This is a genomic window from Burkholderia sp. Leaf177 (genome assembly GCF_001424345.1).
Taxonomy (GTDB): domain Bacteria; phylum Pseudomonadota; class Gammaproteobacteria; order Burkholderiales; family Burkholderiaceae; genus Caballeronia.
In genome coordinates, this window is record NZ_LMPF01000026.1 from 198,147 (window position 1) to 221,515 (window position 23,369).

Genomic DNA, 23,369 nt, shown 5'->3' on the forward strand with positions numbered 1-23,369 from the left:
TTGCCGTCGCTATTGTCAATCGATGAACCTGATACGGTCGTAGCCGCGCCTGAGAGCGTGCCGCCTACGTTATTCAGCGCACCTTCGCTTGTTGTCGTGAGTGCGCTGCCCGCCGTGATCGCGCCCGCGTGATTGTCGATGCTCTGTGCGTGCAGCCATGCATCGCCTGTCGCCGTGAGCGTCCCTTGATTCGACAGCGTGTCCGCGCTGATAACCAACGCGCCGTTCGTGCCGATGGTCCCACCCACGCCGTTCGTAAGCGCGCCCGCGACCGTAAGCCCCAAGCCATCGCCGTTAAGCGAGACAATACGTCCGGCCGTATTATCACGCGATGCCGCATTCACATCGGCGCGCCGCGATGCCTGGATCGCGCCTTGCGTATTGTTCAACCCGCCAGCCTGTGCCGTGAGCGCGCCGTTGGTCACCACGTTGCCCGCGACGTTCGACATCGTGCCAGTCGAGTTCAGCGAAAATTCACCGATGCCTGCGTGCTGGATGCTGCCTTTGTCGTTCGTGACCGCTTGCCCGCTGATGCGCAGATTGCTGGCGTTCGATGCCAGCGTGCCGCCCGTATTATCCAGCGTGCCACCCGCTTGAACCGCCTGATCCGCTGCACCAAATTGCGTGAGTTTGCCACCGCGGTTGATGAGATCGCCGGAAGTCGAAACGCTAAGCGCGTCGCCTTCGATGTTGCCGCTGGTGTTGTCAATCGATGAACCGGATATGGTCGTGGCTGAGCCTGAGAGCGTGCCGCCCTGGTTGTTCAGCGCGTTGGCCGATGCGACATCGAGCGCGCCGCTCGCTGTGATCGTGCCTGCGCGGTTATCGATGCTTTGCGCGCGCACCCATGCGCTGGTTAAAGCACTGAGTTGCCCCTGGTTAGCGAGCGTGCCTGCGTTGAGATTCAACGCACCGTTTGCGCCAATCACGCCGCTCGCGCCATTGTTCAGCGCACCGCTCGTGGCAATATTAAGCCCGTCGCCGTTGAGGGAAACGATATGGCCACCCGTGTTATCGAGCGATCCTGCATTGACGGACAGCGCGCCTGCTGCTTGCAACGTGCCAGCCTGATTCGCTACCTCACGTGCCGTCGAGACGTTCAGCGTGCTGCCTGAGACGAGCTGACCGCTGCGGTTCGAAAGGCTCGCTGCGCTCGCCTGAACCGATGTTCCCGACATCTTGCCGTTGTCATTGACAAGCGTGCCCGCAGCGCTCGCGATGAGCGCGCCGCCAGCGGTCGTGTTCGCGCCTGAAACGTTCATGTCGCCGCTGTTTGCCACGATCGCCAGCGTGCCGTTCGCCGACGTATTGCTACCCGCCAGATTGACCGACGCGCCGCCGATGTTCGTATTGCCGCCGCCTTCGTTTCGCCCCGTTGCCGTAAGCGTGCCGCTCGAAAGCACCGACAGGTCGCCTGAATTAGCAATCGTGCCGTCGCTGTTCACGCCCGCGCCAAGCGTGCCCGTTGAGGCAACATCGGCGGCATTTAAGGTCGTGTTCTGCTGTGCGGCCATCACGCCGCTATTCGTGAGCGTGCCTGACGTGTTCGCCACGACGTTCTGCTGCGCGTAGGTCGTGCCGCTATTGTCGAAACCATCGCGCGCGGATACATTGATGTTGCCACTCGCATTGGTCTGTCCGGCAAGTACGAGCTTGCCCTGCGTGGTCAGCGTCAGGTCGCCTGCTTGCGCCGCGAGCACGCCTTTACTCGATACCCCCACGCCGTTCTCCGTTCCCACCAGCACGATGCGATTCGCATACATGCCACCGAGATTGCTCACGTCGATAGACACGCCCGGAGCAGGACCGTCGCCCGCTATCGACGTCGCATTGAGCGTGTCGTGGTTCACGCTGTTCGCACCTGTCACGACATTCAGGTTCTTCGCATAGATCGCCGCGTTCGCCTGCACGGCACGCGCGATCAGATCCACCTGGTCGATGTCCGATGCATTCAGCCCCGCGCCCTGAATGCTGATGTTGCCGCCGGTCACGTTGAAGCCCGAGAGCGAGCCGTCGGCTGCGAAGTTCGGCGTGCCGGTAGTCAGGATCGCGCGCGACGTATTGATGAAGCCGCCACCGTTCACGCTGATGCCCGAGCCGTTCGCAATGACCACTTCGGCACGTTGCCCCGCGACCTCGACACGCCCATTGATATGACTCGCCGACCGGCTGTTCACCTGATTAACGATCACGCGCGCCGACTGACCCGGCCCGAAATTCGGATTGCCGTTGATCATCCCGGCTTGTTGCGTCTGCACGATGGTCGGCGAGTTATTCAGGATGGCGCCGTTCTTTTGAACATCGAACTGACCGTAGGTATTCATCGAGACACCCGCGCCCGATGGCCGGTTGATGTTGACCTGCGGTAATCCGTTTTGCGTCGAGATGACGCCCGGCGCGTTTGCACCACCGGGAACGATCTGCGCGCCTGACCACGAGGGCAGCGCGCCAAGTAACACAAGCGCAGCGAATGCAATTTGGCGGAGCGTGAAAATCACACCCGGTGATTTTCCGCTGCGCACCGAAATCTGTCCCGCTTCCTTACCCGAGGCCGTGGCGGTTTCCTCGACGGCCACCAGCATGTTTCTCAGCCGGCTGAAGACTAGCCGATAATTATTCTTGTTCATCTGGTCTCGTTTGTATCGCTATTTTTTAACGAGCCACAAAATAACGGCAGATGATCCCCAGAGGGTGAAACAGTCCATCAGCCAGAGCCGGAAACAACGGATTCGGTCAAATCGGATTTGTCCTATATGGGATTCCGGGCGTGACGTGGCGTCCTCGTTCAGCTGCGATCCGGTTGCCTGCAGGACGCTCACGTGGCGATCCAGTTGTCCACAGAAAATGTTTGCAAGGCTGTGGACATCTATTGGGAACACGCGGCAAGGCTTTGATTCTTATCGGAAGTAATGGTGTGCTTCATGCCGACTATAATCGCCGCCATCTTTAACAAGCCTGGTTTTATCGCGATGAATTTCCCGTCCATTTCTCTATTCAACGGTGCAGCCATGATGGTATTGACGGCCGCCATGAGCGCATGCGCATCTTCTGAACCCGTGGAAAAACCCAAGCCCGTTGGTTTGGCAAATCCTGCATCGACCTATTGCGTCAGCCTTGGTGGAAAACGCGAAACGCGCAAGGACACGGCCGGCAATCAATCCAGCGTCTGCCACTTGCCCGACGGAACAGTCATCGACGAATGGGTGCTTTTCCGACGCGATCATCCGCAGCCATGACCGATTGCCGCATGTCATAATCCGCGAGAGACTGATCCGCGGATAACCGGGCGCAGCATGTCGAGCCGTTTCTATCGGAAGATTGGCAGCCTGCTGGGATTGCTTGCGATCCTTATGGCAACGCTCGCGCCGACGGCTTCTCATATCCTCGCGGCAAATAACGCCAACGACGGCATGCAGGACGAACATTGCCCAATGCAGTCCATGCAAGACGCGCCGGCTGACGACAATCCGGACGCCGATAAACACACCCAGATGTCCGACGGCCAGGATTGCGGTTACTGCAACTTGCTCGTCCACATGCCAGCCGTGCCGACCGTGCAGGCGCTGTTCGCAATCACGGTCCGGCTTACGCAACACCAGGTTGCCACGCGCTTTGAAAGCGTCGTGCGCGCCGAGCCGTACACGTTCGTCCAGCCTCGCGCACCACCCGTTTTGTCTTGAGTTGAGTTCACCGGTACATAGCTGCGTCATACGCCCGACAAACGGCGTGCGACGGCATGACCGCGACCTGTCACCAGACTAAACGGATCATCCATGCGAAACCTTATAACGCGCGGCGCGGCGCCGCTTGTTGCGTCGTCGATTTTTTCGACCGCTGCCATCTCCTGCTTTCTGACGCCATCTTCGGCACTTGCACACGCGATTGCGGGCGACCGCGTGTTTCCATCGACCATGTCGGTGGACGATCCCGGCGTCGGCGATGAAGCCAATTTCCAGTACGGCCATCAACGCGTCCCCGGCGACGACGGCGATCAAAGCATCAATACCTTCGATGTCGAATACGACAAGCTCATCACGTCGCGGCTGGCGGTATCGGTTGGCGAGACCTATGTGATGCAGAACAACCCGAAGGCGCGCGGTTTCGACAACCTCGATGTCGGCGTGAAATACCTGCTTTACGTCAACGAGGCGCACGAGTTCATGACATCCGTTGGACTCGATGCCGAGATTGGCGGCACCGGAAGCCGCGCGATAGCTGACAACTTCTCGACCATCTCGCCGACGATTTTTGCCGGCAAGGGCATGGGCGATCTCCCCGATTCGCTTGCGTACTTGCGCCCGATCGCCATCACTGCGGAAGCGGGTCCCGCGCTGACCACGGGCGCGGGTCAGCCCAACGCGTTCAACTACGGCTTCACGGTCCAGTACAGCCTGCCGTACCTGCAGCAGCACGTGCGTGACCTCGGGTTGCCGCAGCCGCTTGCGAACATTGTCCCGCTGGTTGAAGTGCCGTTGTCGCGCAGCCAGGGGCAGACCACGGGCACGGTGAACCCGGGTTTCATCTGGATCAACCGGTATGGACAGTTCGGCGTGGAGGCGCAGATTCCGATCAACCGGGCGAGCGGATCGCACGTGGGCATTCTGGTGCAGGCGCATATTTTCTTCGATGACGTCGCGCCAAAAACCATCGGCAAACCGTTGTTCCAGTGACCAGGAGATCCACCGTGAAACCCATACATTCGATGGCGCTCGCCTTCGGGTTCCTGTACGCCGCCAGCGCGTTCGCGCACGTGTTTCCGCAAAACCAGGAGCCGGGAGCGGGCGTTTCAGTGGCTTCGCCGGCGCAAGTGAAGATCACCTTCGACGGACCGCTGGAACCCGCGTTCACCACGCTCACCGTCACCGATGCCACCGGCAAGCAGGTCAACACCGCGAAGTCTTCGGTCGATGCCAGCCAACCGGCAATCGCGACCGTCGCGCTGCCGGTTCTGCCGGCCGGGCATTACACGGTCCACTGGGCAGCCGTAGCCGATGACGGCCACAGAACGCACGGCGATTATTCGTTCGACGTGAAATAGCGCGAGTTCGAGGCGGGTCGCCAGCCTTGAACGGCTTTTATGCTTGCAAAGCCGCATGTTCAATCGCGGCTCTTGCCCCCTTGTTCAATTGCATGACCGCTGCAATCAACTCATGACGCAAGTTTGCACTCGCGGCCAGCTCGGCGTCGAACACTTCGCGACATCCGAGCATTGCATCGACGAGTCCTTCGGTCGTATTCCCCGCGGTTTTCGTGAGTGACGTGAGCCTTGCAGCCATCGGATCACTGATCGGAAACGTGGAACCGTCGTCAGCGCGGCCGCGCAAGAATACGAACCACGCTGCTACGCCAAGCGCGAGCCGCGCGATCGATTCGCCGCGTTTCAATCGCGCTGAGATCGTTCCCAGCAGGCGCGGCGGAATCTTCTGACTTCCGTCCATCGCGATTTGGGCGCAGCGATGCTTGAGTGCCGGATTTGAATAGCGTTCGAGCAAGGCATCGCGATACGCCATCAGATCGAACGTGGCAGGAACGGTCAGCGTGGGCGCGATCTCGTGCGTCATCATTGAATGAATCAGCGTTCGCATGGGCGGGAAGGAAATGGCCTCGTCGATTGTCTTGAAACCGGCAAGCATGGAAAGATAAGCAAGCGTTGAATGTGTTGCGTTCAGCATGCGCAACTTGGCGAGCTCGAACGGCATGACGTCATCCACCAACTGGACGCCGACACGATCCCAAGCAGGGCGGCCTGCCGGAAACCGGTCCTCGATTACCCATTGCCGGAAGGGTTCGCAGGGGACTGGCGCAGCGTCGTACAAGCCTAATGCGCTAGAAGCGGCGTCGCGATCCGCGTCGGTTGTGGAGGGGACAATGCGATCCACCATCGTGGATGGAAATGCCACTTCGTGTTCGATCCATGCGGCGAGGTCAGCGTCGAGCGCGCGGGCATATGAGCAAACGACCTGGCGCAACGCCGCGCCGTTGTGCGAGAGGTTGTCGCACGAAAGCACCGTGAACGGCGCTATGCCCGCGTCGCGTCGCGCGCGCAATGCTGCAAACAGAATGCCGGGAACGGTGTCTGGCTCGGTGGAGTGGTGAAGATCATGCGCAACGCCGGCGTGAGCGAAGTCTACTTCTCCGGATCTCGGATCACGGCAATAGCCCTTTTCCGTCACGGTCAGCGAGACGATGCGAACATTGGTATTGGCGAGCAATTCGGACAGTCGAATACGATCGTGCGGCATGGCAAGCACTTCACGCAAGGCGCGCACGACGTTCGTCTTCACACCTTCGGGCCCGCGTTCCACCACGCTATACAAACCGTCTTGCGCCATCAACGCCTCGCGCTTGGTGACGTCGCCCTGCAAAGTCACGCCGCATATTGCCCAATCGCCACCGGCGGCAAGCATGGCTTCCTCGGTATAGACGGCTTCGTGTGCCCGATGAAAATTCCCAATACCCAGATGCACGATGCCTATGGATGCATCCCGCCAACCACTTCCAAGCAAATAAATCTCTTCGATCGATGCCAGCGCATCGCGGGAAAGTCTTGATTTAGCATTCATTTGATGACCCTAAGCCGGGAAAACCCTTGATTGACGTTTAAGTCTACTTGTATGGTAGCATTATTTCTGACCATAGAACCTTTAGGAATGCTCCATGAAAATTGTTCGTGCCGATGTCATCGTTACATGTCCGGGCCGCAATTTCGTCACGCTGAAAGTGGTGACGGACGAAGGGATTTATGGCATTGGCGACGCCACGTTGAATGGCCGCGAACTGGCCGTGGCGTCCTACCTGAAGGATCATGTTTGCCCGATGCTGATCGGACGGGACCCGGGTCGCATCGAAGATATGTGGCAGCTTTTGTACAAGGGCGCTTACTGGCGGCGTGGGCCGGTGACCATGACTGCCATTGCCGCGGTGGATGTGGCGCTGTGGGACATACTCGGCAAGGTTGCGAACCTGCCGCTATACAAGTTGCTTGGCGGCGCTTCGCGGGAAAGCGTGATGGTGTACGGGCATGCAACGGGCCGCGATATTCCCGAAGCGCTGGACCGTTATGCGGACCATGTGGAGCAGGGCTACCAGGCTATCCGCATTCAGTGCGGCGTGCCGGATATGCGATCCGTTTATGGAGTATCGAAGGGCTCGGGCATGTATGAGCCCGCAACGAAAGGTGTAGTGGAAGAGCAGACGTGGTCATCGGAAAAGTATCTCGACTTCGTGCCGAAACTCTTTGAAGCCGTGCGCGACAAGTTCGGCTTCAATACCCACCTGCTACACGATGTGCATCACCGTCTCACACCCATTGAAGCCGCGCGTCTCGGAAAATCGGTTGAACCGTATCGGCTCTTCTGGATGGAAGACCCCACGCCCGCTGAGAACCAAGCCGGTTTTCGCCTGATCCGCGAGCACACCGTGACGCCCATCGCCGTGGGTGAAGTGTTCAACAGCATCTGGGATTGCAAGCAGCTCATTGAAGAGCAGCTGATCGACTATATTCGCGCGACGCTTACACATGCGGGCGGCATCACACACCTGAAACGCATCGCGGATTTTGCTTCGCTTTATCAGGTGCGCACAGGTTGTCATGGACCGTCGGATCTGTCGCCGGTCTGCATGGGCGCCGCGTTGCATTTCGACTTGTGGGTGCCGAACTTCGGCGTGCAGGAATACATGGGTTTTCCGCCGGAAGCACTCGATGTTTTTCCACATGCGTGGACCTTCGATCGCGGCACGATGCATCCCGGCAATGCACCCGGTCACGGCGTGGACATAAACGAAGAACTCGCCGCACGCTATCGATACGACCCGGCGTACCTTCCCGTTGCGCGGCTGGAAGACGGCACGCTCTGGAACTGGTGATCCGCATTGCCTGGGCAAATTGCCGCGTTCCTTTTTTCAATGTCCTCGCAGCACATCAATATTATCGGAGCCTCTCATGCTTGCAGCCGTCCTTCACGAACCGAAGCGCTTGCGTATCGATGAAGTCGATGCCCCTCAACCCCAACCCGGCCAAGTCCAGATCCGCGTGCGCGCTGGGGGCATTTGCGGGTCGGATCTGTCGTATTACTTCAAGGGCAAGAGTGGCGACTTCGCGGTGCATGAGCCATTCGTGCTAGGTCACGAAGTTGCCGGCGAAATTGCCGCGCTGGGCGAGGGCGTGACGAGTCTGCGCGTTGGGCAGCGTGTCGCCGTGAACCCCGGACTCAACTGCGGCGAATGCCGGTTCTGCGTGATGGGTATGACAAATCATTGCCTCAACATGCGTTTCATGGGCAGTGCATCGACGTTCCCGCATATGCAGGGCATGTTCCGGCAGTACATTGCCGTCGCCGCGCGCCAATGCGTGCCAGTGCCCGACACGCTCGGCTTCGCGCAGGCGTCCATGGCCGAACCTCTCGCTGTTGCATTGCATGCGCTGAGGCATGCAGGATCGCTCGTCGGCGCGCGTGCGCTTGTCGTTGGATGCGGACCGATTGGCTGCATTTTATTGTCGGTGGCGGGACGCGCGGGCGCGCATCGTCTGGTAGCACTGGATCTGGCCGAGAAGGCGTTGCAGATGGCTGCGACGCTCGGCGCGGATCAGACCGTGCTCGCAACCGATCAGGCGCAAGTCGATGCATGGTCGCAATCGCGCGGTACATTCGATGTCGTGATCGAGGCATCGGGCAGTCCCGCCGGACTCGATACCGCATTGCGCGCAGTCCGCGCTGGCGGCACGGTAATCCAGGTGGGAAATCTGCCCGCCGGGCAATCTCCAGTTGCGGCCAACCTGGTGATGGCGAAAGAGTTGCGCTACCAAGGGTCGTTCCGTTTCACTGGCGAATATGCTGTCGCCGCCGAAGAGATCGCCACGGGCAAGATCGACCTGAGCCCGTTGATGACGCACGTCTTTCCACTTGCCGAAGCCAACCGCGCTTTCGAAGTCGCGCACGACCGAAACCAGTCGATGAAAGTCCATTTGCAATTCGACTGACACCCATCTACGCATTGCCAAAACGCCCGATTACAAAGAGGCGTAAATCAGGAGTCGTCCATGTTCAAAAGCCAACGCTGGTTCGTAGTCGGCTTGCTGTTTCTTGCGGGTGTGATCAACTATCTCGATCGCGCCGCGCTTTCCATCGCCGCGCCGCTGATCCAAAAGGATCTGAACTTTTCGCACGCGCAAATGGGCATTGTGTTCAGCAGCTTTTTTATCGGCTATGCGCTATTCAATTTTATTGGCGGCGTGGCGTCCGACAAGATCGGCGCCAAAAAGGTGTTCGGCGCGTCAATGGGGATATGGTCGATATTCTGCGGGGCGACAGCGTTGGCAAGCAGCCTGGTGTCGCTGATCGTGCTTCGTGTGCTGTTCGGCATGGGCGAAGGCCCGTTCAGTTCGTCCAACAGCAAGATGGTCAACAACTGGTTTCCGCGCCGCGAAGTAGCGAGTGCGATTGGCGTGATCAGTTCTGGCACGCCGCTCGGTGGTGCGCTTGCCGGACCGGTGGTGGGTTATCTGGCAATACGGTTCGGCTGGCGTTGGGCGTTTGTCGCAATCATGTTGCTTGGACTGTTGTGGCTCGTTTTGTGGTCGCTGACCACTACCGAAACGCCGCAGGAAAACAAGCGCGTCTCGGCCGATGAACTCGCGTTGATTGTCGAGGGACAACAACAGGCATCATCGATGGAAAGCGCACCCGCCGGCGAGAAAATCGGCCTGGGTTTCTACCTGAAGCAGCCGATCATTCTTGCGACGGCGTTCGCATTTTTCTCGTATAACTACGTGCTGTTTTCTTCCTGTCGTGGTTCCCGACTTACCTCATGGAAGCCCATCATATGTCGCTGCATGACATGAGTATTGCGACTGTGATCCCGTGGGTACTCGGAAGCATTGGTCTCGCCGCGGGCGGTTTTATCACCGACATGATTCTGCGGCTTACCGGAAAGCCCTTGCTCGCGCGTCGTATGGTCTTGTCAGTGTGCCTTGGCGCGGCGGCCGTATGCGTGGGTTTTGCAGGCCGCGTTGAGAGTATGCAGGGCGCCGTTGCGTTGATGTCCGTATCCATTTTCTTCCTGTACGTCACCGGCGCCGTGTATTGGGCCGTGATCCAGGATACGGTTCGACGCGAGAACGTTGGTGGTGTTGGCGGCTTCGTGCATTTGCTCGCGAATCTTGCCGGAGTGATCGGGCCAGCGGTGACCGGATTTATCGTGCAGGCAACAAACGGCGCGTATGGCAGCGCTTTTGTGCTCGCGGGCGCCGTTGCGGTACTTGGCGCGCTGTGCTCATTCATATGGATTCGCGAGCCGCGTGGTAGAGGCGTCGGTACGCGGCGGGTGGCTGCGTTGTAGGTTCGGGCAATGCCGGGAGAGCTGATCCGGTAAGAGTCGCGTGGTAGTATGGTAGTTGACGAGCCGAGCGTTTTTGCTTGGCTCGTCGTCTATTTACTTCCTCGTTCAGGTGCGGGTCATGGTGACAAAAAAGGTCCTGTCGGTTTCCGGGCGACAAGGCGCGCCTTCGGCAAATAGCGTGAACAATAAGGCAGGTGCCGCGTCTTCGTTGATTGGGGCGTTTGCAACCTCCCCAGGGCGCGGCCGCGCATCCGAACCGCGAATCGCGCTGCCCAATTTGCGCGGCCAGCTTCAGGTGGATTCGCACGAGCCTATAGGCAAGCAGATTTTTCGCGCGTTGCGGGAAGCGATCTTCTCGGGCTTGCTTGTGCCCGGCACGTCGCTGTCCGAAACCGAGGTGTCGGAGATGTTCGAGGTATCGCGGCAACCGGTTCGCGAGGCCTTCATCAAACTTGTCGAGTCCGGCGTGCTGCAGGTTTTGCCCCAACGGGGGACCTTCGTCAAGAGGATATCGCCGAGGCGAGTCCGCGAAGGCAGGTTCATTCGCGAAGCCATCGAGGCCGCTGTCGCGCGCAAAGCGGCGGTGGCGATCACGGACCCGCAACTTGCAGATCTCGCCAGCAATCTGCGCGATCAGAAAGTTGCGGCAAAGGTCAACGACACATCCGCGTTTCTTGCGCTCGACGAACGCTTTCATTTCCTGATCGCGCAATCCATAGACTGCGTGGCCGCGTGGGACACTATCCAGGACATCAAGGCGCAGATGGATCGCGTGCGATACCTGAGCTTGCCGGATGTGTCGCCACTGGAGTTGATCATCAAGCAGCACGCGCGGATTGTGAGCGCACTGAAGGCGCATGACGCCGATGGCGCCGAGGACGCCATGCGTGCCCACCTGCGGGAAATCCTGACCTCCCTGAAACCGGTTGCCGAGCGCAACCCAGACTGGTTCGAGCCGGACGAACCGGAACGGGTTCAACTCACCCTATAGCAGCGTGCCAAAGACGCTCACGGGCATTCCACATCCCGAAACACCAAGGGCTGAAGGCTGTCTCACTTGCCGCAAGGCCCGAAATCCGGCCGAATCCAGATCCGAAACAGGCGGTTAAATCCCTTCGAAAGAAAAATGAGGCAAAATTCATGAGTTAACAGCATTCAAGCCGGTTTGTGACGCGGCCGGCGGCATTTCAACCTCTTTCCCTTTTCTCGGATTAGCGATGAGCACCCAACAACCCACGATCATCTACACCCTGACTGACGAGGCTCCGCTGCTGGCGACCAACGCCTTTCTGCCGATCATCCGCACGTTCACCGCGCCGGCAGGAATCAACGTCACCACGAGCGATATCTCGGTCGCCGGCCGTATCCTGGGTGAGTTCCCCGAGTTCCTGACCGAAGAACAACGCGTACCCGACAACCTCGCCGAACTCGGTCGCCTGACGCTGCTGCCCGAAACCAACATCATCAAGTTGCCGAACATCAGCGCATCGCAACATCAGTTGATTGGCGCGATCAAGGAGCTGCAGGGCAAGGGCTACAAGATCCCCGACTTTCCCGAAGACCCGAAGACCGACGCAGAAAAGGCTATTCGCCAGCGCTACTCAAAGTGTCTCGGCAGCGCTGTGAATCCCGTGCTGCGCGAAGGCAACTCCGACCGCCGCGCGCCCGCCGCCGTCAAGAACTACGCGCGCAAGAACCCGCACAGCATGGCCAAGTGGAGCATGGCTTCGCGCACGCACGTTGCACACATGAAGCACGGCGATTTCTATCATGGCGAAAAATCCATGACCATCGACCACGCGCGCGACGTCAAGATGGAACTCGTCACCAAGAGCGGCAAGACCATTGTGCTCAAGCCGAAGGTATCGCTGCTGGATGGCGAGATCATCGACAGCATGTTCATGAGCAAGAAAGCGCTGTGCGACTTCTATGAAGAGCAGATGGAAGACGCGCGTGAAACCGGCGTGATGCTTTCGTTGCACGTGAAGGCCACCATGATGAAGGTCTCGCACCCCATCGTGTTCGGTCACGCAGTGAAGATCTTCTATAAGGACGCGTTCGCCAAGCACGGCAAACTCTTCGAAGAACTCGGCGTGAACGTCAACAACGGCCTCGTCAATCTGTACGACAAGATTGAAAGCCTGCCGAGTTCCAAGCGCGAAGAAATCATCCGCGACATGCATGCTTGCCATGAGCATCGTCCGGAACTCGCGATGGTCGATTCCGCCAAGGGCATCTCCAATCTGCACGCGCCGAACGACGTCATCGTGGATGCATCCATGCCCGCGATGATCCGCATTGGCGGAAAGATGTGGGGCGCCGATGGCCGGCCGAAAGACACCAAGGCCGTGATTCCGGAAAGCACGTTTGCGCGTATCTATCAGGAGATCATCAACTTCTGCAAGACCAACGGCAACTTCGATCCGGTCACGATGGGCACCGTGCCGAACGTCGGTTTGATGGCGCAGCAGGCTGAGGAATACGGTTCGCACGACAAGACGTTCGAAGTGCCGGAAGCGGGCGAGGCGCGGATTGTCGATATTGCTACGGGCGAAGTGTTGTTGACGCAGAACGTGGAAGAGGGCGATATCTGGCGCATGTGCCAGGTGAAGGACGCGCCGATTCGCGACTGGGTGAAGCTTGCTGTGACGCGTGCGCGTAACTCTGGCATGCCGGCGATTTTCTGGCTGGACCCGTATCGTCCGCACGAAGCCGAGATGATCAAGAAGGTCGAGACGTATTTGAAGGATCACGATACGAGCGGCCTGGATATTCAGATCATGTCGCAGGTTCGCGCGATGCGTTACACGCTTGAGCGCGTGATTCGCGGGCTCGATACGATCTCGGTGACCGGCAATATTCTTCGCGATTACTTGACGGACTTGTTCCCGATCATGGAGTTGGGCACCAGCGCGAAGATGCTTTCCATTGTTCCGCTGATGGCGGGTGGCGGGATGTATGAGACGGGCGCGGGTGGTTCGGCGCCTAAGCATGTGAAGCAGCTGGTCGAGGAAAACCATCTGCGTTGGGATTCGCTGGGTGAGTTCTTGGCGCTGGCTGTGTCGCTTGAAGATCTGGGCATCAAGACGGGTAACGCGAAGGCCAAGGTTCTTGCGAAGACGCTCGATGCCGCGACTGGTTTGCTGCTTGAGAACAACAAGAATCCGTCGCCGAAGACCGGGCAGCTGGATAACCGCGGTAGCCAGTTTTATCTGGCTATGTATTGGGCGCAGGAACTGGCCGAGCAGACGGATGATGCGGAGTTGGCGGGGTTGTTTGCGCCGTTGGCGAAGCGTTTGACTGAGGATGAGGCTACGATCGTTGCCGAGCTGGCCGCGGTGCAGGGGAATGCGGCTGATATTGGTGGGTATTACTGGCCCGATGTCGAGAAGCTTGGTGCGGTGATGCGGCCTAGTAAGACGCTGAATGCGGCGTTGGGGACGGTGAGGGGTTGAGGTTAGAAGGCATCTCGCGATTTGGGCTCGCTCTGGCGATTGATGGTGCGTGCCCAAATTGCGTATTGCTGCAGAGGTTGTGTATGGTCTAACCGGGATTTCTGAGTGGCTGATGGACTTATGACACGGTTGCGGATTAGCGCCCGTTAAAAGCCCCGAATAGCTGCACGATCTTCGTCATACCACCTTTCGTCCATGCACAATAGTTACCGAAGGGCCGCGTTTGTGCGGTAACCCGTCCAATCACCGCCGTGGACGGCACCCGGTAAAAGGAAAATGCACGCTGTGGTCCGCTGTATTTTTAGCTAACAATGTTTGGGCTTAACAGCAGCGGTATAGCTGGGTACTTTTTTAAAACTTGTATACGCGCAAAGACCCAAAGAACATTGTATGCCGAAGCGCCCTCATACTTAATATTGGTGACGTGTTTTGAATGCTATTTTTGTTGCGGGAATAGGTCCGCTAGTTACATACTTTCTCCCTATTCTTGGCCTTATTGCTGTAGCTGGCTACGCGATCTTTCGCTTAAATTCCACACAGATCATTCGAGAAAAAGTGTGGAGTTCATTTATTGGAGACAAAGACTTTAGCGATGTGAGACTTAAATCGTTTTCATACGAGCAGCTCGACTTGGCGCGCTTTCGCGTGGTTTACGGTGTACCAGCCCAGTCTATCAATGATTTACATCGTCTACTGGCTTGGATGGATCGAAACCAAATCAGTCCTATAGACCTTATGCACGCTCGCAAATGGATTGACCCATCCAAAGAAGAACCGTTGCAATGCCCGAGTAAAAAACTAATTTGGAGGCAATTCGGTGTTTTCTTCGTGTCAATTATCTGCTTTACCGTACTCACAACCACATTCACCGCCAAAACGACGCTTTTTAAAATGAAGGTGTCTGAGGTATGGTTTTCAAGTAACGGAAGCAGCGTGGATGCCATTTGGGGACGCTGGAAAATCAATTCCGAATCCTGTATGAAGCGCACACTTCCAGGTGCTAGCGTATCCAAGATGACTGACGCGGAGACGTTAGCGATCTGCGACGGCCTAGCTAATGGAAAGCTTGAGGCGGTGACTATTGACGCAATAGAGCAACAGCGCACAGTCCTCGGAACTATTGCGGTACTGACCTTCTTAGCCGCGTTAAAGCTCCTGCACCGCGTGATTGCCGCTTTGCGAGCACGCGAATTGATCGACCAGTTACGGTCTAAAGAGAATGCGCCGTGCAAACTAGCAACGTGCGTGAAAAATTAACGCTGTCATCCGTAAAATCTGAGCCTGCGCAGGCCTTAATGCGTTAGAGAAAGAAGGCTCCTTAAGGAGCCCGCGGAGGTTTGAACACAAAAGTCTGCCATGCATAAAGATCGTCGTTTTCAGGTCTACGTTGCTGGACAATCCATCGGAACAGTTAGTCTGCTATTACGCTCGGCCGCGTATAAGGTCGTCGGCCATTTTCGTGGCTAAAAAGTCCGTCTGCAGCATGGGCTTAATTGCGCGGCCCCAAGCTTTTCTTTCCTCTCCTGGCAGTGCAACCGAAGCACTAATTATTCTTCGCTTTTCCCATTCATCACACCGATCGAACCACTCTCGGATTGTCCTGAATTCTTCCCGGGTCAAATGTCCTGTTAACCCTTCAAGGGCGATCATTGAAGGGTAAGTTACGCTATCCTTGTTTGGGGTTTTTATTATGTGAATAAGAGCCGTTTTTTTGAAAAATCCGTCACTAGACAGAAGCTTCGCTAACGTTGCCTGATGCCATTCTAACGACCCAAATCCATCCGATAAAACCATTTTCGCGTAGTGTTCCGTAATTACCGTTCTGTTTTCCTGCGGGATAACCTCACTATTTTTTAAAAGCATATCAACGAAGTAATCTAGCGAATATAGATATTCTCCGCACAGTATTGCTACTTTTTCTAATAATGAAAATTGTTGCTGAACTAAGCAAGCAATTATTAATTTTTGAATTCCAGAAAATTCGGGAATTCCTTGAGTTTTGAGCGATTGGATCTCGTTATTTATATCAATTCCTATAAAAGCATCATACTTTTCGCTGGCGGGCATAATGAAAGTCCGTGCAATGCGATTGTAGCCACCAGTAAGTTTGGTAACTTTTTTTATAACGGAATCCGCGGTGTCTTCTGCAGGTACGAGTAGCGCGTCGTCATTTTTCGAAGATAAATATAGTTTTGTCTTTCCTGTATTCAACATCAAACCGTCCCTAAACAACCGTGTCGTCAGCAAGTTCATCCAGCGCTGAGCAGTGACAAGGTTTGGCGCAAAAATTCTAAAATCATCGACATAACGTACGAACCGTACCCCTTCGTCTATCAGATATCGATCAACGTCGATTAAAGCGGCCTCGGAAATAATTCTACTTGCCGTGTTGCCGATTGGAATTCCATAGCTGTCTTTTTTGGACCAAAGTAATAACAGGTTATTTATGGATTCTACAATCTGTCCATCTACGCCGATGTCAGTCAACGTAGATTGAATTCGATGGATATTAATCCTGTCGTAGAAGGCTGCGATATCGCATTGAACTACGTAGGTGCAGCTGTCATCGTTTGCTAACTCTTTGACACGTTCACGCCAGTCTCCATAACCAATATTTTTATCGAAGAGTGCTCCGTCCTTTGGAGCAAACCTTGAGGAATATACAATCTTCTCCGCAATGGGGACTCTTGCTGCCTCAATCTGCTCGGCGGCCAGTAGGACAATGGATGTGTACTTTGCTAAGCAAAGTGGGTCGATTATGGCGGCCTTTCGATAATCGAATACATAACGGTTTTTAGGCGTTAAAATGTACTGAATAGGCTTAAAACCCATGTCAAGTATATTTCCCTTTCGAACCTTCGAACGCACTTCAGCTATTAAGTCATGTTTGTGCGTCTTTATCAATACCGTCTCTAGAGTTTCCTTTGTAATATCGCTAGGACCGTGAGTCGCTAAATGCTCAACGCTGAGGATGCAAGCAGTATCCAAATTCATAGTTTACTCAAAAAATAAATAACAATTATAGGCAGGTCAAAAAATTACGAGCGACCGTGGGTTCCAGAATACGGAACGAGCACCAAAAATAGAATCATCGAAGCTGACATCAAGAGTTTGGTGGGGCTAGACCAAATACTTGTTGCCATGACTATTTTTTTCACGAATTGCCTAAAAATACGTTGGACATTGATTGATAACCCACCAATTTCGACAAAATTCACGAATCCGCGTAGGCACGAGGTTAATACAGAGTTTTTGAAAAATTGTGTGGAATCGGATGCGTTATGGGAGACTCTTATCGGGCTTGAGCACCTAGGCGTGGCCAAGTCAGCAGGCTAGTACAATTAAGTAACGAAACGTGTTGACGATTTCAGCGTCTCGAACTGAGTGCGGTACGCTCATTTTCGAATTGTCTTCGATCCTTCCACCGTCCTAACCTGTGGCAACGATGATTTCGCAATTAGTGCTGGGTTGTGTTGCTGCTCTGTTTGATGATCAGATGCAAGGAAGTGGGGTAGGTCCTCAAACCCCCCGCAACATCCCCCCATCGACAAAATAAGTAGACCCCACGCTATAACTCGCCTTCTCCGAACAAAGAAACACCACAAACCCCGCCAGTTCCTCCGCCGATGCAAACCTTCGAATAGGCGCATGCTCATCCGCAACTTGCTGCAGATGTCCCTCCCAATCCCCACCCGAATCCTGCGTCAACTGCTTCGCGGTTTTCACCCAATCCGGCGTCAGCACAAGCCCCGGATTAATCGTGTTCACGCGAATGTTGTCTTTAATAAACTCGTTCGCCATGTTTTTCGAAAGCATCATCAGCGCCGCTTTCGTCACGTTATAAATCGGCTCATACCCAAGCGGTTGGCTCGCGCAAATCGATGCGTTGTTCAGAATCGCGCCACCGCCGCGCGCTTTCATCATCGGCACCAGGCCGCGTGCCAGACGCACCGCCGCCATCACATGCAGGTCCCAATACGCGGTCCACTTTTCATCGGGCGCGTCCATGATGGTCTCGTTGCTGCCCGTGCCCGCGTTATTGAACAGAATATCCGCGCCACCAAAACTGTCTCTGGCCGCGGCGACCAGCTTATCCACGCCCGCAGCAGTCGCCACATCGCAGGAAACACCTACCGCCTTGACGCCGAACTTCTTGGCGATGCCCTCAGCAGCGTCCGTTAGCCGTTCTTCATTGCGCGCTGCTAACAACAGGTCCGTTCCTTCCGCCGCGAACGCCTCCGCCACCGCGAGGCCGATACCCACGCTAGCGCCCGTCAACACAGCCACTTTCCCGCGCAAATTCAAATCCATTTTCTTCGTCTCCGTTATTAATAAATAAAGCCAAGACCTAAGCTAATTGAAACCAAAAATCGATCAACCTCGCAAAGTCGATTCGATAGCGCCAAGCCAAAGCGCAACCGCATGCGCGCCAGGATCGGCGAAACCTAACGCTCGATCGCCGACGTAACTCGATCGTCCAAGCCGTGGATGCATGTGTGCAGTAGCTTCGGCGCCTTGCGTGGCGGCACTGACGGATGCCTTCAATCCATCGATAACACTCGCGCCTTTATCAAGCGCTGCGTCCAGCGCGGCCGCAGCAGGATGCAACGCATCGACCATCGTCCGGTTGCCTGGTTGCGCGCCGCCCAAATCCATCACGCCTGCAACGGCGGCGGTGAATGCCTTCGACCAGGCTTTCGCATCGGGCTCATGCGCTTCATCCAACGCCGCAGCCGCGCGCAACAACATCACCGCATACAGCGGCCCGGATGTTCCGCCAACAACGCGTCGTATGGTCGCCGACATGGTCCGCAGCACGTCGGCTGGCGCGGTCTCGGCGGGATACGTATCGACCTCCTTAAGGATGCTGTGCGCCGCGCGCGACATGCTGATGCCAAGATCGCCGTCGCCCACGCGCTGATCCATCTCGGTCAACTCGGGTTCGGCTTCGAGCAGGCGAGCGCACACGGCTTCGATAACCCGTCTCAACGCCGACTCACGCGCTAGCCGCGCGCCACTCGCAACCACGGGCGCGGCGGGCGCCTGCTTGACGGACGCCAGTGCAACGCGTCCGCTCAACGCAGGCCATGCGCTCGTGGTTGCGGTGGCATCGAGCCGGGCTAGCCGTTGATCGTCGACTCGCATTAACGTAAGCGATACACCCGCCATTTCCAGCGCGCTCAGGAAGGTGCCGGACCACGCGCGTTCCACGGTTATATGCCTTGCAGCAAGGGTCCGAAGCGCCGATCCGGCAACGATGCTCAACTCACTCGATGGCGTGCCGCCCAAATTGTTTACGAGCAACGCAACTCGATCGCCGGACCTGAGCTTCAGGTCGTCTGTGATCTTCGCAAGCAAGCGCTCGACAATGGCATCGGCGGAAACAAGCGCGCCGCGCTCTACGCCGGGTTCGCCGTGAATGCCGAGGCCCCATTCAATTTCATCGTCGGCGAGCGTGAAGCCGGGCTTGCCTGCTGCGGGCACGGTGCACGGCGTGAGCGCCACGCCCATGGTGCCGAGCGATGCCGCCACGTCCCGCGCCGCTTGCGCGACTTCGCTCAACGGCAATCCTTCCGCCGCTGCCGCGCCCGCTATCTTGTGAACGAATACGGTGCCGGCTAAACCGCGCCGGCCGGCATGTTCGCCACTTGCGGATAACGCGACGTCATCGGCGACGATCACCATTTCGACCGCGATGCCTTCAGCACGCGCAATCTCCGCAGCAAGTCCGAAATTGAAGCGATCGCCGGTGTAGTTCTTCACGATAAGCAACACGCCCGCAGGACCGGCGACGGCGCGAATGGCGTCGAGCACGGCGTCGGTGGAAGGCGATGTAAACACTTCGCCGGCCACCGCCGCGCTAAGCATTCCCGGTCCCACATAACCGCCGTGCGCAGGTTCGTGCCCCGAACCGCCGCCGGATATCAGCGCGACTTCGCCGCGCGCAGCGGCGGCTTCCGCATCGGCTCGCACAATGATCGTGCTGCCTTGCAACAACGACAGACCAGGATTGAACGCAGCGAGTCCATCCAGCATTTCGGGCACGACGGCGGAGACATCGTTGATGAGCTTTTTCATTTCCGATTCTTTCCTTGAAAGCCGCGAACCTGCGGCAGAAGCACGTGACTGTCGTACTACATGTTGCATTACATGATAAGGCAGCATGCGCTTCGTGCTTTTGCTTTGCGCCAAGTGATCATCGAATTTCACCGTACTACGCGCTTAAGTCCTCGGCGCCATATAGAAAGCATTTTGATTATTCGTTTGAGCCGATGAGTGTATTCGTCGCCACCTACTATTTCCCGCGATTCACCGCGCCTATAGTCACCTCAACCCCGCGCAACCAATGTCAAAGGTCGCGGGAAAAGCTAATCCTTAGCGACCGAGCAAAGCCTGGAGCGGGCTGGTTCGGTCAACACACTTAAGCGTAAGGACTGACATGACAAAGCTATTAGGAAAGGTCGCCGTAATCACGGGCGGAAACAGCGGAATGGGTTTGGCAACGGCGCAACTCTTCGCTAAGGAAGGTGCGAAGGTCGTCATCACGGGACGCCGCCAGAAGGAGCTCGATGCAGCAGTGGAAAGCATCGGTGCAAATGCAGAAGGCGTGCTGGGCGATGTCTCCAAGCTCTCGGATCTGGACAAACTGCACGACCACGTGAAAGCGAAATACGGCCGCGTGGATGTGATTTTTGCGAACGCCGGTTTGGGTTCGCTTGCTCCAATCGATCAGGTCACGGAAGCACAATTCGATGAAACCTTTAACGTCAATGTGAAGGGCGCTTACTTCACGGTGCAGAAGCTGCTTCCGCTGGTGCCGGACGGCGGATCGATCATCTTGAACGCATCGATTGCATCGTCTAAAGGCATGGAAGCGTTCAGCGTTTATTCGGCCACTAAAGCTGCGGTACGTTCGCTGGCACGTACGTTGACGACGGATCTGAAGGCACGCAAGATCCGCGTGAATGCGATCAGCCCGGGTCCTATCGATACACCGATCTTCGGCAAGACCGGCTTGACCGACGAGCAAATTGAAGGCTTCAAGTCAGGGATTACTTCGCAGGTGCCGCTAGGCCGTATTGGTCTCTCGGAAGAAATCGCCAAGCCGGCTTTGTTCCTTGCATCCGACGATAGCAGCTATATCTCGGGCATCGAACTCACGGTCGATGGCGGTATGGCATCAATCTAAACGTAAGTGCGCAAGCGGCATTCTGGCGGCATCGGCTTTAGTCAGCGATGCCGCTTTTTGCATTTGCACTTAGATTACCTTAGCCGTTGTTCGACGGAATGGCGCGCTTGAAATATGGACCGCGCGTCCGGCAAAAAGTCCAAGCAACGCCATGACCAGACACAGCACTACGCAAATCGCTAGCGCCACGTTCCAGTTTCCCGATGCGTCGTGCAAGCGTCCGACAAGCGGCGGACCCGCGGCCGCAAGCAAATACCCTACACATTGGCTCATTCCAGATAACGCTGCGGCCTGATGCGAATTGCTTGCGCGCAAGCTTGCAAAAGAAAGGCCAAGAATGATCGTCGCGCCTGCGCCAAGGCCAAACAAAATAATCCACACCATTGCAAACGATGGTGCCAAAAGCAGTCCAAGCAAACCGAGCGCGCTAGTGATGGACGCTAAAAACGCAATCATGCGCTGATCCTTCATCTTCCTCACAATAGGCAATAACAGCAGGCCGGGAACGGCTGTCGCAAGTTGCAGAACACCGTGCAATGAGCCGGCTTTATCGGCGGAAAAACCGGCATCGTGAAGAATGGCTGGAAGCCAGCTGACAGCGACGTAATAGACGAACGAATTCAGCCCAAGGAACAACGTCACTTGCCAAGCGAGTGCGGAGCGCCACACGTCGCCGCCGTGAGGAGGCGTAGCCGTGTCTCTTGAGGGCGATGTGCGGCTGCCGAGTTGCGGAAGCCATATCAACGCAGTGACGATTGGCACCACGATAAACGCGCCAATGACGAGCCGCCAATCCGAATTGAAAACGCGCGCAAGCGGAATGGCGATGACCGATGCGATCGCTGCGCCAACGCCCATCGTGAGTGCGTAAGCGGAGGTGAGGGTAGCGGTTCTATCGGAGAAATCGCGCTTGAGCAAACTCGGCAGCAGCACGTTGCCTAAGGCAATCCCTCCGCCGATGACCGCCGTGCCAAGGTACAAGCACCACACGGTTCCAGTGGAACGCACGGCAATGCCCACGCCGATCAAAACCAGCGCCGCGAACAACGAACGTTCAAGCCCGTATTCGCGAGCGACGCGTGCCGCGAACGGCGAAACTATCGCGAAGGCGAGCAAGGGCAGGGTGATCAGCATGCCTGCTTCGGTGGTCGTCAAGCCAGCGTTCGCGCGAATCATTCCGAGCAACGGCGCAACGCCGGTAAAAGGCGCACGCAAATTTGCGGCGATCAACAAAATGCCGCTCACCAGCAAGGCCGGTCGCGCCACGTTTGGCACTGGACTGGTTTGAGAATTCACGATGAATAAGATCCGACATTAACAAGCTCTAAGACTAAGCATTGGACGCCGTTACGAATCTGGAGATAATGACAAAATAGTTCTAAATACGGTCAAAGACGCCATGTTGAGCCTTCGCGCCACTCTGACGAGTTTTAGTCCGGACGCCATGGATCAGCCGGCTAACGCGGTGCGCGTGGACGTGGTGGAGAACGAAAGCGAATTGCCGATGCATCGGCACAGCAAGGGACAACTCGTGGTGGCGCTGCGTGGCGGAGTGACGTGTGAAGTGTCCGACGGTTTCTGGATGGTGCCGCCACAATGCGGCGTGTGGGTGCCTGGCGGCATGTTGCACAGCAATCGCGTGACCGCTAACGGACGTCTTTGCTTTCTCTATGTGGATCCAGACGCGGCCGCGTTGCCGAATACGTGCTGCACGTTATCGCTCACGCCGTTGTTGATTGAATTGATTCAGCGGCTTGCCGCGCTTCCGCAGGTTTATGACGTGCATGGTCCTACCGGGCGCCTCGTAAGCGTCTTGCTCGACGAACTCACGCAGATGAAAACCGAGCAGCTTCATCTGCCTATTTCCGCTGATGCAAAGCTGCGTCACATTGCCAATTCGCTCACGGTCGACCCCGCCGACCGAAGCACCGCAGCCGAATGGGGCGCGCGGGTCGCGCTGAGCGAACGTACGTTAACGCGCTTGGTGCTGCGCGAAACCGGCATGAGTTTTGGACGATGGCGCCAGCAACTGCACATCATCATTGCGTTGCAGCGGCTTTCTGGCGGCGCGCTCGTGCAGCGCGTAGCCGAGGATCTTGGCTATGAATCGGTCAGCGCGTTCATCACCATGTTCAAGAAAGCGCTAGGCAAGCCGCCTGCACGTTATTTCGCCGATAAGGACGATGGAAAAGGCGCTTAAAAACCATCCTTTCTTTTTGCTTTCGTTTTTATTTCAAATCAATATAAAATGCGCTCAATCTAAATTGATCGGGGCGCACATGTCACCTTTTGCTAAAGCAGCGGCTACGTTGGCGGGCTGCATCGGGGCCTTCACCATGGTGGTTTGTATCGTGGAGGTGTTGGCGGGTTAAGGTGGCGTTTAAGTG

General features: G+C 56.6%; 17 protein-coding genes and 2 pseudogenes. 13 read left to right on the forward strand and 6 right to left on the reverse strand.

Features of this window, described 5'->3' with window-relative positions:
* Positions 1-11 precede the first annotated feature (11 nt).
* Positions 12-2,627: pseudogene (locus ASG35_RS32870) on the reverse strand (two-partner secretion domain-containing protein); the annotation flags it as partial.
* Between the two features lie 294 nt (positions 2,628-2,921).
* Between ASG35_RS32870 and ASG35_RS30015 the strand changes: the two are divergent.
* The 4 genes from ASG35_RS30015 (at position 2,922) to ASG35_RS30030 (ending at position 5,038) form a co-directional block, all read left to right on the forward strand.
* Positions 2,922-3,236 carry a putative hemolysin gene (locus tag ASG35_RS30015; protein ID WP_327019675.1) on the forward strand — a complete coding sequence of 105 codons (315 nt, stop codon included), beginning with the start codon at positions 2,922-2,924 and terminating at the stop codon, positions 3,234-3,236.
* A 57-nt stretch (positions 3,237-3,293) separates the two neighbouring features.
* Complete coding sequence (locus tag ASG35_RS30020) at positions 3,294-3,680, forward strand: DUF2946 domain-containing protein (protein ID WP_056366619.1); 387 nt, start codon at positions 3,294-3,296, stop codon at positions 3,678-3,680.
* Between the two features lie 93 nt (positions 3,681-3,773).
* Complete coding sequence (locus ASG35_RS30025) at positions 3,774-4,670, forward strand: hypothetical protein (RefSeq protein ID WP_056366621.1); 897 nt, start codon at positions 3,774-3,776, stop codon at positions 4,668-4,670.
* Between the two features lie 32 nt (positions 4,671-4,702).
* Positions 4,703-5,038 (forward strand): copper resistance CopC family protein, encoded by a 336-nt coding sequence (locus tag ASG35_RS30030; protein ID WP_056366624.1) that lies wholly within the window; start codon positions 4,703-4,705, stop codon positions 5,036-5,038.
* A 37-nt stretch (positions 5,039-5,075) separates the two neighbouring features.
* Here ASG35_RS30030 and ASG35_RS30035 read toward each other — a convergent pair whose 3' ends face one another.
* Entirely contained in the window at positions 5,076-6,563 is a 1,488-nt protein-coding gene (locus tag ASG35_RS30035; protein WP_056366626.1) for a mannitol dehydrogenase family protein, read from the reverse strand.
* A 94-nt stretch (positions 6,564-6,657) separates the two neighbouring features.
* On the opposite strand from ASG35_RS30035, the gene manD reads away from it, so the two are divergent.
* The 6 genes and pseudogenes from manD to ASG35_RS30065 all read left to right on the forward strand — a co-directional run bounded on the left by manD (position 6,658) and on the right by ASG35_RS30065 (position 15,050).
* Complete coding sequence (gene manD, locus ASG35_RS30040; protein ID WP_056366629.1) at positions 6,658-7,866, forward strand: D-mannonate dehydratase ManD; 1,209 nt, start codon at positions 6,658-6,660, stop codon at positions 7,864-7,866.
* Between the two features lie 76 nt (positions 7,867-7,942).
* Positions 7,943-8,980: an L-idonate 5-dehydrogenase gene (locus ASG35_RS30045; RefSeq protein WP_056366633.1), complete on the forward strand. Its 1,038-nt coding sequence runs from the start codon at positions 7,943-7,945 to the stop codon at positions 8,978-8,980.
* A 60-nt stretch (positions 8,981-9,040) separates the two neighbouring features.
* A pseudogene (locus tag ASG35_RS30050) lies at positions 9,041-10,338 on the forward strand (MFS transporter).
* A gap of 118 nt (positions 10,339-10,456) precedes the next feature.
* Entirely contained in the window at positions 10,457-11,329 is an 873-nt protein-coding gene (locus ASG35_RS30055) for a GntR family transcriptional regulator (RefSeq protein ID WP_082508688.1), read from the forward strand.
* A 226-nt stretch (positions 11,330-11,555) separates the two neighbouring features.
* A complete protein-coding gene (locus ASG35_RS30060; RefSeq protein ID WP_056366636.1) occupies positions 11,556-13,793 on the forward strand; it encodes an NADP-dependent isocitrate dehydrogenase in 2,238 nt (745 codons plus the stop codon).
* 429 nt (positions 13,794-14,222) lie between these two features.
* On the forward strand, positions 14,223-15,050 hold the full coding sequence (locus ASG35_RS30065; protein ID WP_056366639.1) for a DUF6216 family protein: 828 nt from the start codon (positions 14,223-14,225) through the stop codon (positions 15,048-15,050).
* Between the two features lie 165 nt (positions 15,051-15,215).
* On the opposite strand, the gene ASG35_RS30070 is transcribed toward ASG35_RS30065, so the two are convergent.
* From ASG35_RS30070 to dhaK, 3 genes are all read right to left on the reverse strand, one after another.
* Positions 15,216-16,787, reverse strand: a complete 1,572-nt coding sequence (locus ASG35_RS30070; RefSeq protein WP_056366643.1) for an RNA-directed DNA polymerase — start codon at positions 16,785-16,787, stop codon at positions 15,216-15,218.
* Positions 16,788-17,312: 525 nt separating this feature from the next.
* A complete protein-coding gene (locus ASG35_RS30075; protein ID WP_056366646.1) occupies positions 17,313-18,104 on the reverse strand; it encodes an SDR family NAD(P)-dependent oxidoreductase in 792 nt (263 codons plus the stop codon).
* Between the two features lie 63 nt (positions 18,105-18,167).
* A complete protein-coding gene (dhaK, locus tag ASG35_RS30080) occupies positions 18,168-19,871 on the reverse strand; it encodes a dihydroxyacetone kinase subunit DhaK (protein WP_056366651.1) in 1,704 nt (567 codons plus the stop codon).
* 361 nt (positions 19,872-20,232) lie between these two features.
* Here dhaK and ASG35_RS30085 point away from each other — a divergent pair, with 361 nt between their 5' ends.
* A complete protein-coding gene (locus tag ASG35_RS30085) occupies positions 20,233-20,982 on the forward strand; it encodes a glucose 1-dehydrogenase (protein ID WP_056366654.1) in 750 nt (249 codons plus the stop codon).
* A 69-nt stretch (positions 20,983-21,051) separates the two neighbouring features.
* On the opposite strand, the gene ASG35_RS30090 is transcribed toward ASG35_RS30085, so the two are convergent.
* Positions 21,052-22,278, reverse strand: coding sequence for a CynX/NimT family MFS transporter (locus ASG35_RS30090; protein WP_056366657.1), 1,227 nt, complete (start codon positions 22,276-22,278; stop codon positions 21,052-21,054).
* Positions 22,279-22,426: 148 nt separating this feature from the next.
* Here ASG35_RS30090 and ASG35_RS30095 point away from each other — a divergent pair, with 148 nt between their 5' ends.
* Together ASG35_RS30095 and ASG35_RS30100 are read left to right on the forward strand one after the other, a co-directional pair.
* On the forward strand, positions 22,427-23,182 hold the full coding sequence (locus tag ASG35_RS30095; protein WP_235527785.1) for an AraC family transcriptional regulator: 756 nt from the start codon (positions 22,427-22,429) through the stop codon (positions 23,180-23,182).
* A complete protein-coding gene (locus tag ASG35_RS30100; RefSeq protein ID WP_056366662.1) occupies positions 23,166-23,354 on the forward strand; it encodes a hypothetical protein in 189 nt (62 codons plus the stop codon). Before ASG35_RS30095 ends, ASG35_RS30100 begins: the two co-directional genes overlap by 17 nt.
* Positions 23,355-23,369: the final 15 nt, after the last annotated feature.

Coding starts and splice junctions, on each gene's coding strand:
- ASG35_RS30015 (WP_327019675.1), top strand. CDS start 2,922: ATGCCGACTATAATCGCCGCCATCTTTAACAAGCCTGGTTTTATCGCG.
- ASG35_RS30020 (WP_056366619.1), top strand. CDS start 3,294: ATGTCGAGCCGTTTCTATCGGAAGATTGGCAGCCTGCTGGGATTGCTT.
- ASG35_RS30025 (WP_056366621.1), top strand. CDS start 3,774: ATGCGAAACCTTATAACGCGCGGCGCGGCGCCGCTTGTTGCGTCGTCG.
- ASG35_RS30030 (WP_056366624.1), top strand. CDS start 4,703: ATGGCGCTCGCCTTCGGGTTCCTGTACGCCGCCAGCGCGTTCGCGCAC.
- ASG35_RS30035 (WP_056366626.1), bottom strand. CDS start 6,563: ATGAATGCTAAATCAAGACTTTCCCGCGATGCGCTGGCATCGATCGAA.
- manD (WP_056366629.1), top strand. CDS start 6,658: ATGAAAATTGTTCGTGCCGATGTCATCGTTACATGTCCGGGCCGCAAT.
- ASG35_RS30045 (WP_056366633.1), top strand. CDS start 7,943: ATGCTTGCAGCCGTCCTTCACGAACCGAAGCGCTTGCGTATCGATGAA.
- ASG35_RS30055 (WP_082508688.1), top strand. CDS start 10,457: ATGGTGACAAAAAAGGTCCTGTCGGTTTCCGGGCGACAAGGCGCGCCT.
- ASG35_RS30060 (WP_056366636.1), top strand. CDS start 11,556: ATGAGCACCCAACAACCCACGATCATCTACACCCTGACTGACGAGGCT.
- ASG35_RS30070 (WP_056366643.1), bottom strand. CDS start 16,787: ATGAATTTGGATACTGCTTGCATCCTCAGCGTTGAGCATTTAGCGACT.
- ASG35_RS30075 (WP_056366646.1), bottom strand. CDS start 18,104: ATGGATTTGAATTTGCGCGGGAAAGTGGCTGTGTTGACGGGCGCTAGC.
- dhaK (WP_056366651.1), bottom strand. CDS start 19,871: ATGAAAAAGCTCATCAACGATGTCTCCGCCGTCGTGCCCGAAATGCTG.
- ASG35_RS30085 (WP_056366654.1), top strand. CDS start 20,233: ATGACAAAGCTATTAGGAAAGGTCGCCGTAATCACGGGCGGAAACAGC.
- ASG35_RS30095 (WP_235527785.1), top strand. CDS start 22,427: ATGGATCAGCCGGCTAACGCGGTGCGCGTGGACGTGGTGGAGAACGAA.
- ASG35_RS30100 (WP_056366662.1), top strand. CDS start 23,166: ATGGAAAAGGCGCTTAAAAACCATCCTTTCTTTTTGCTTTCGTTTTTA.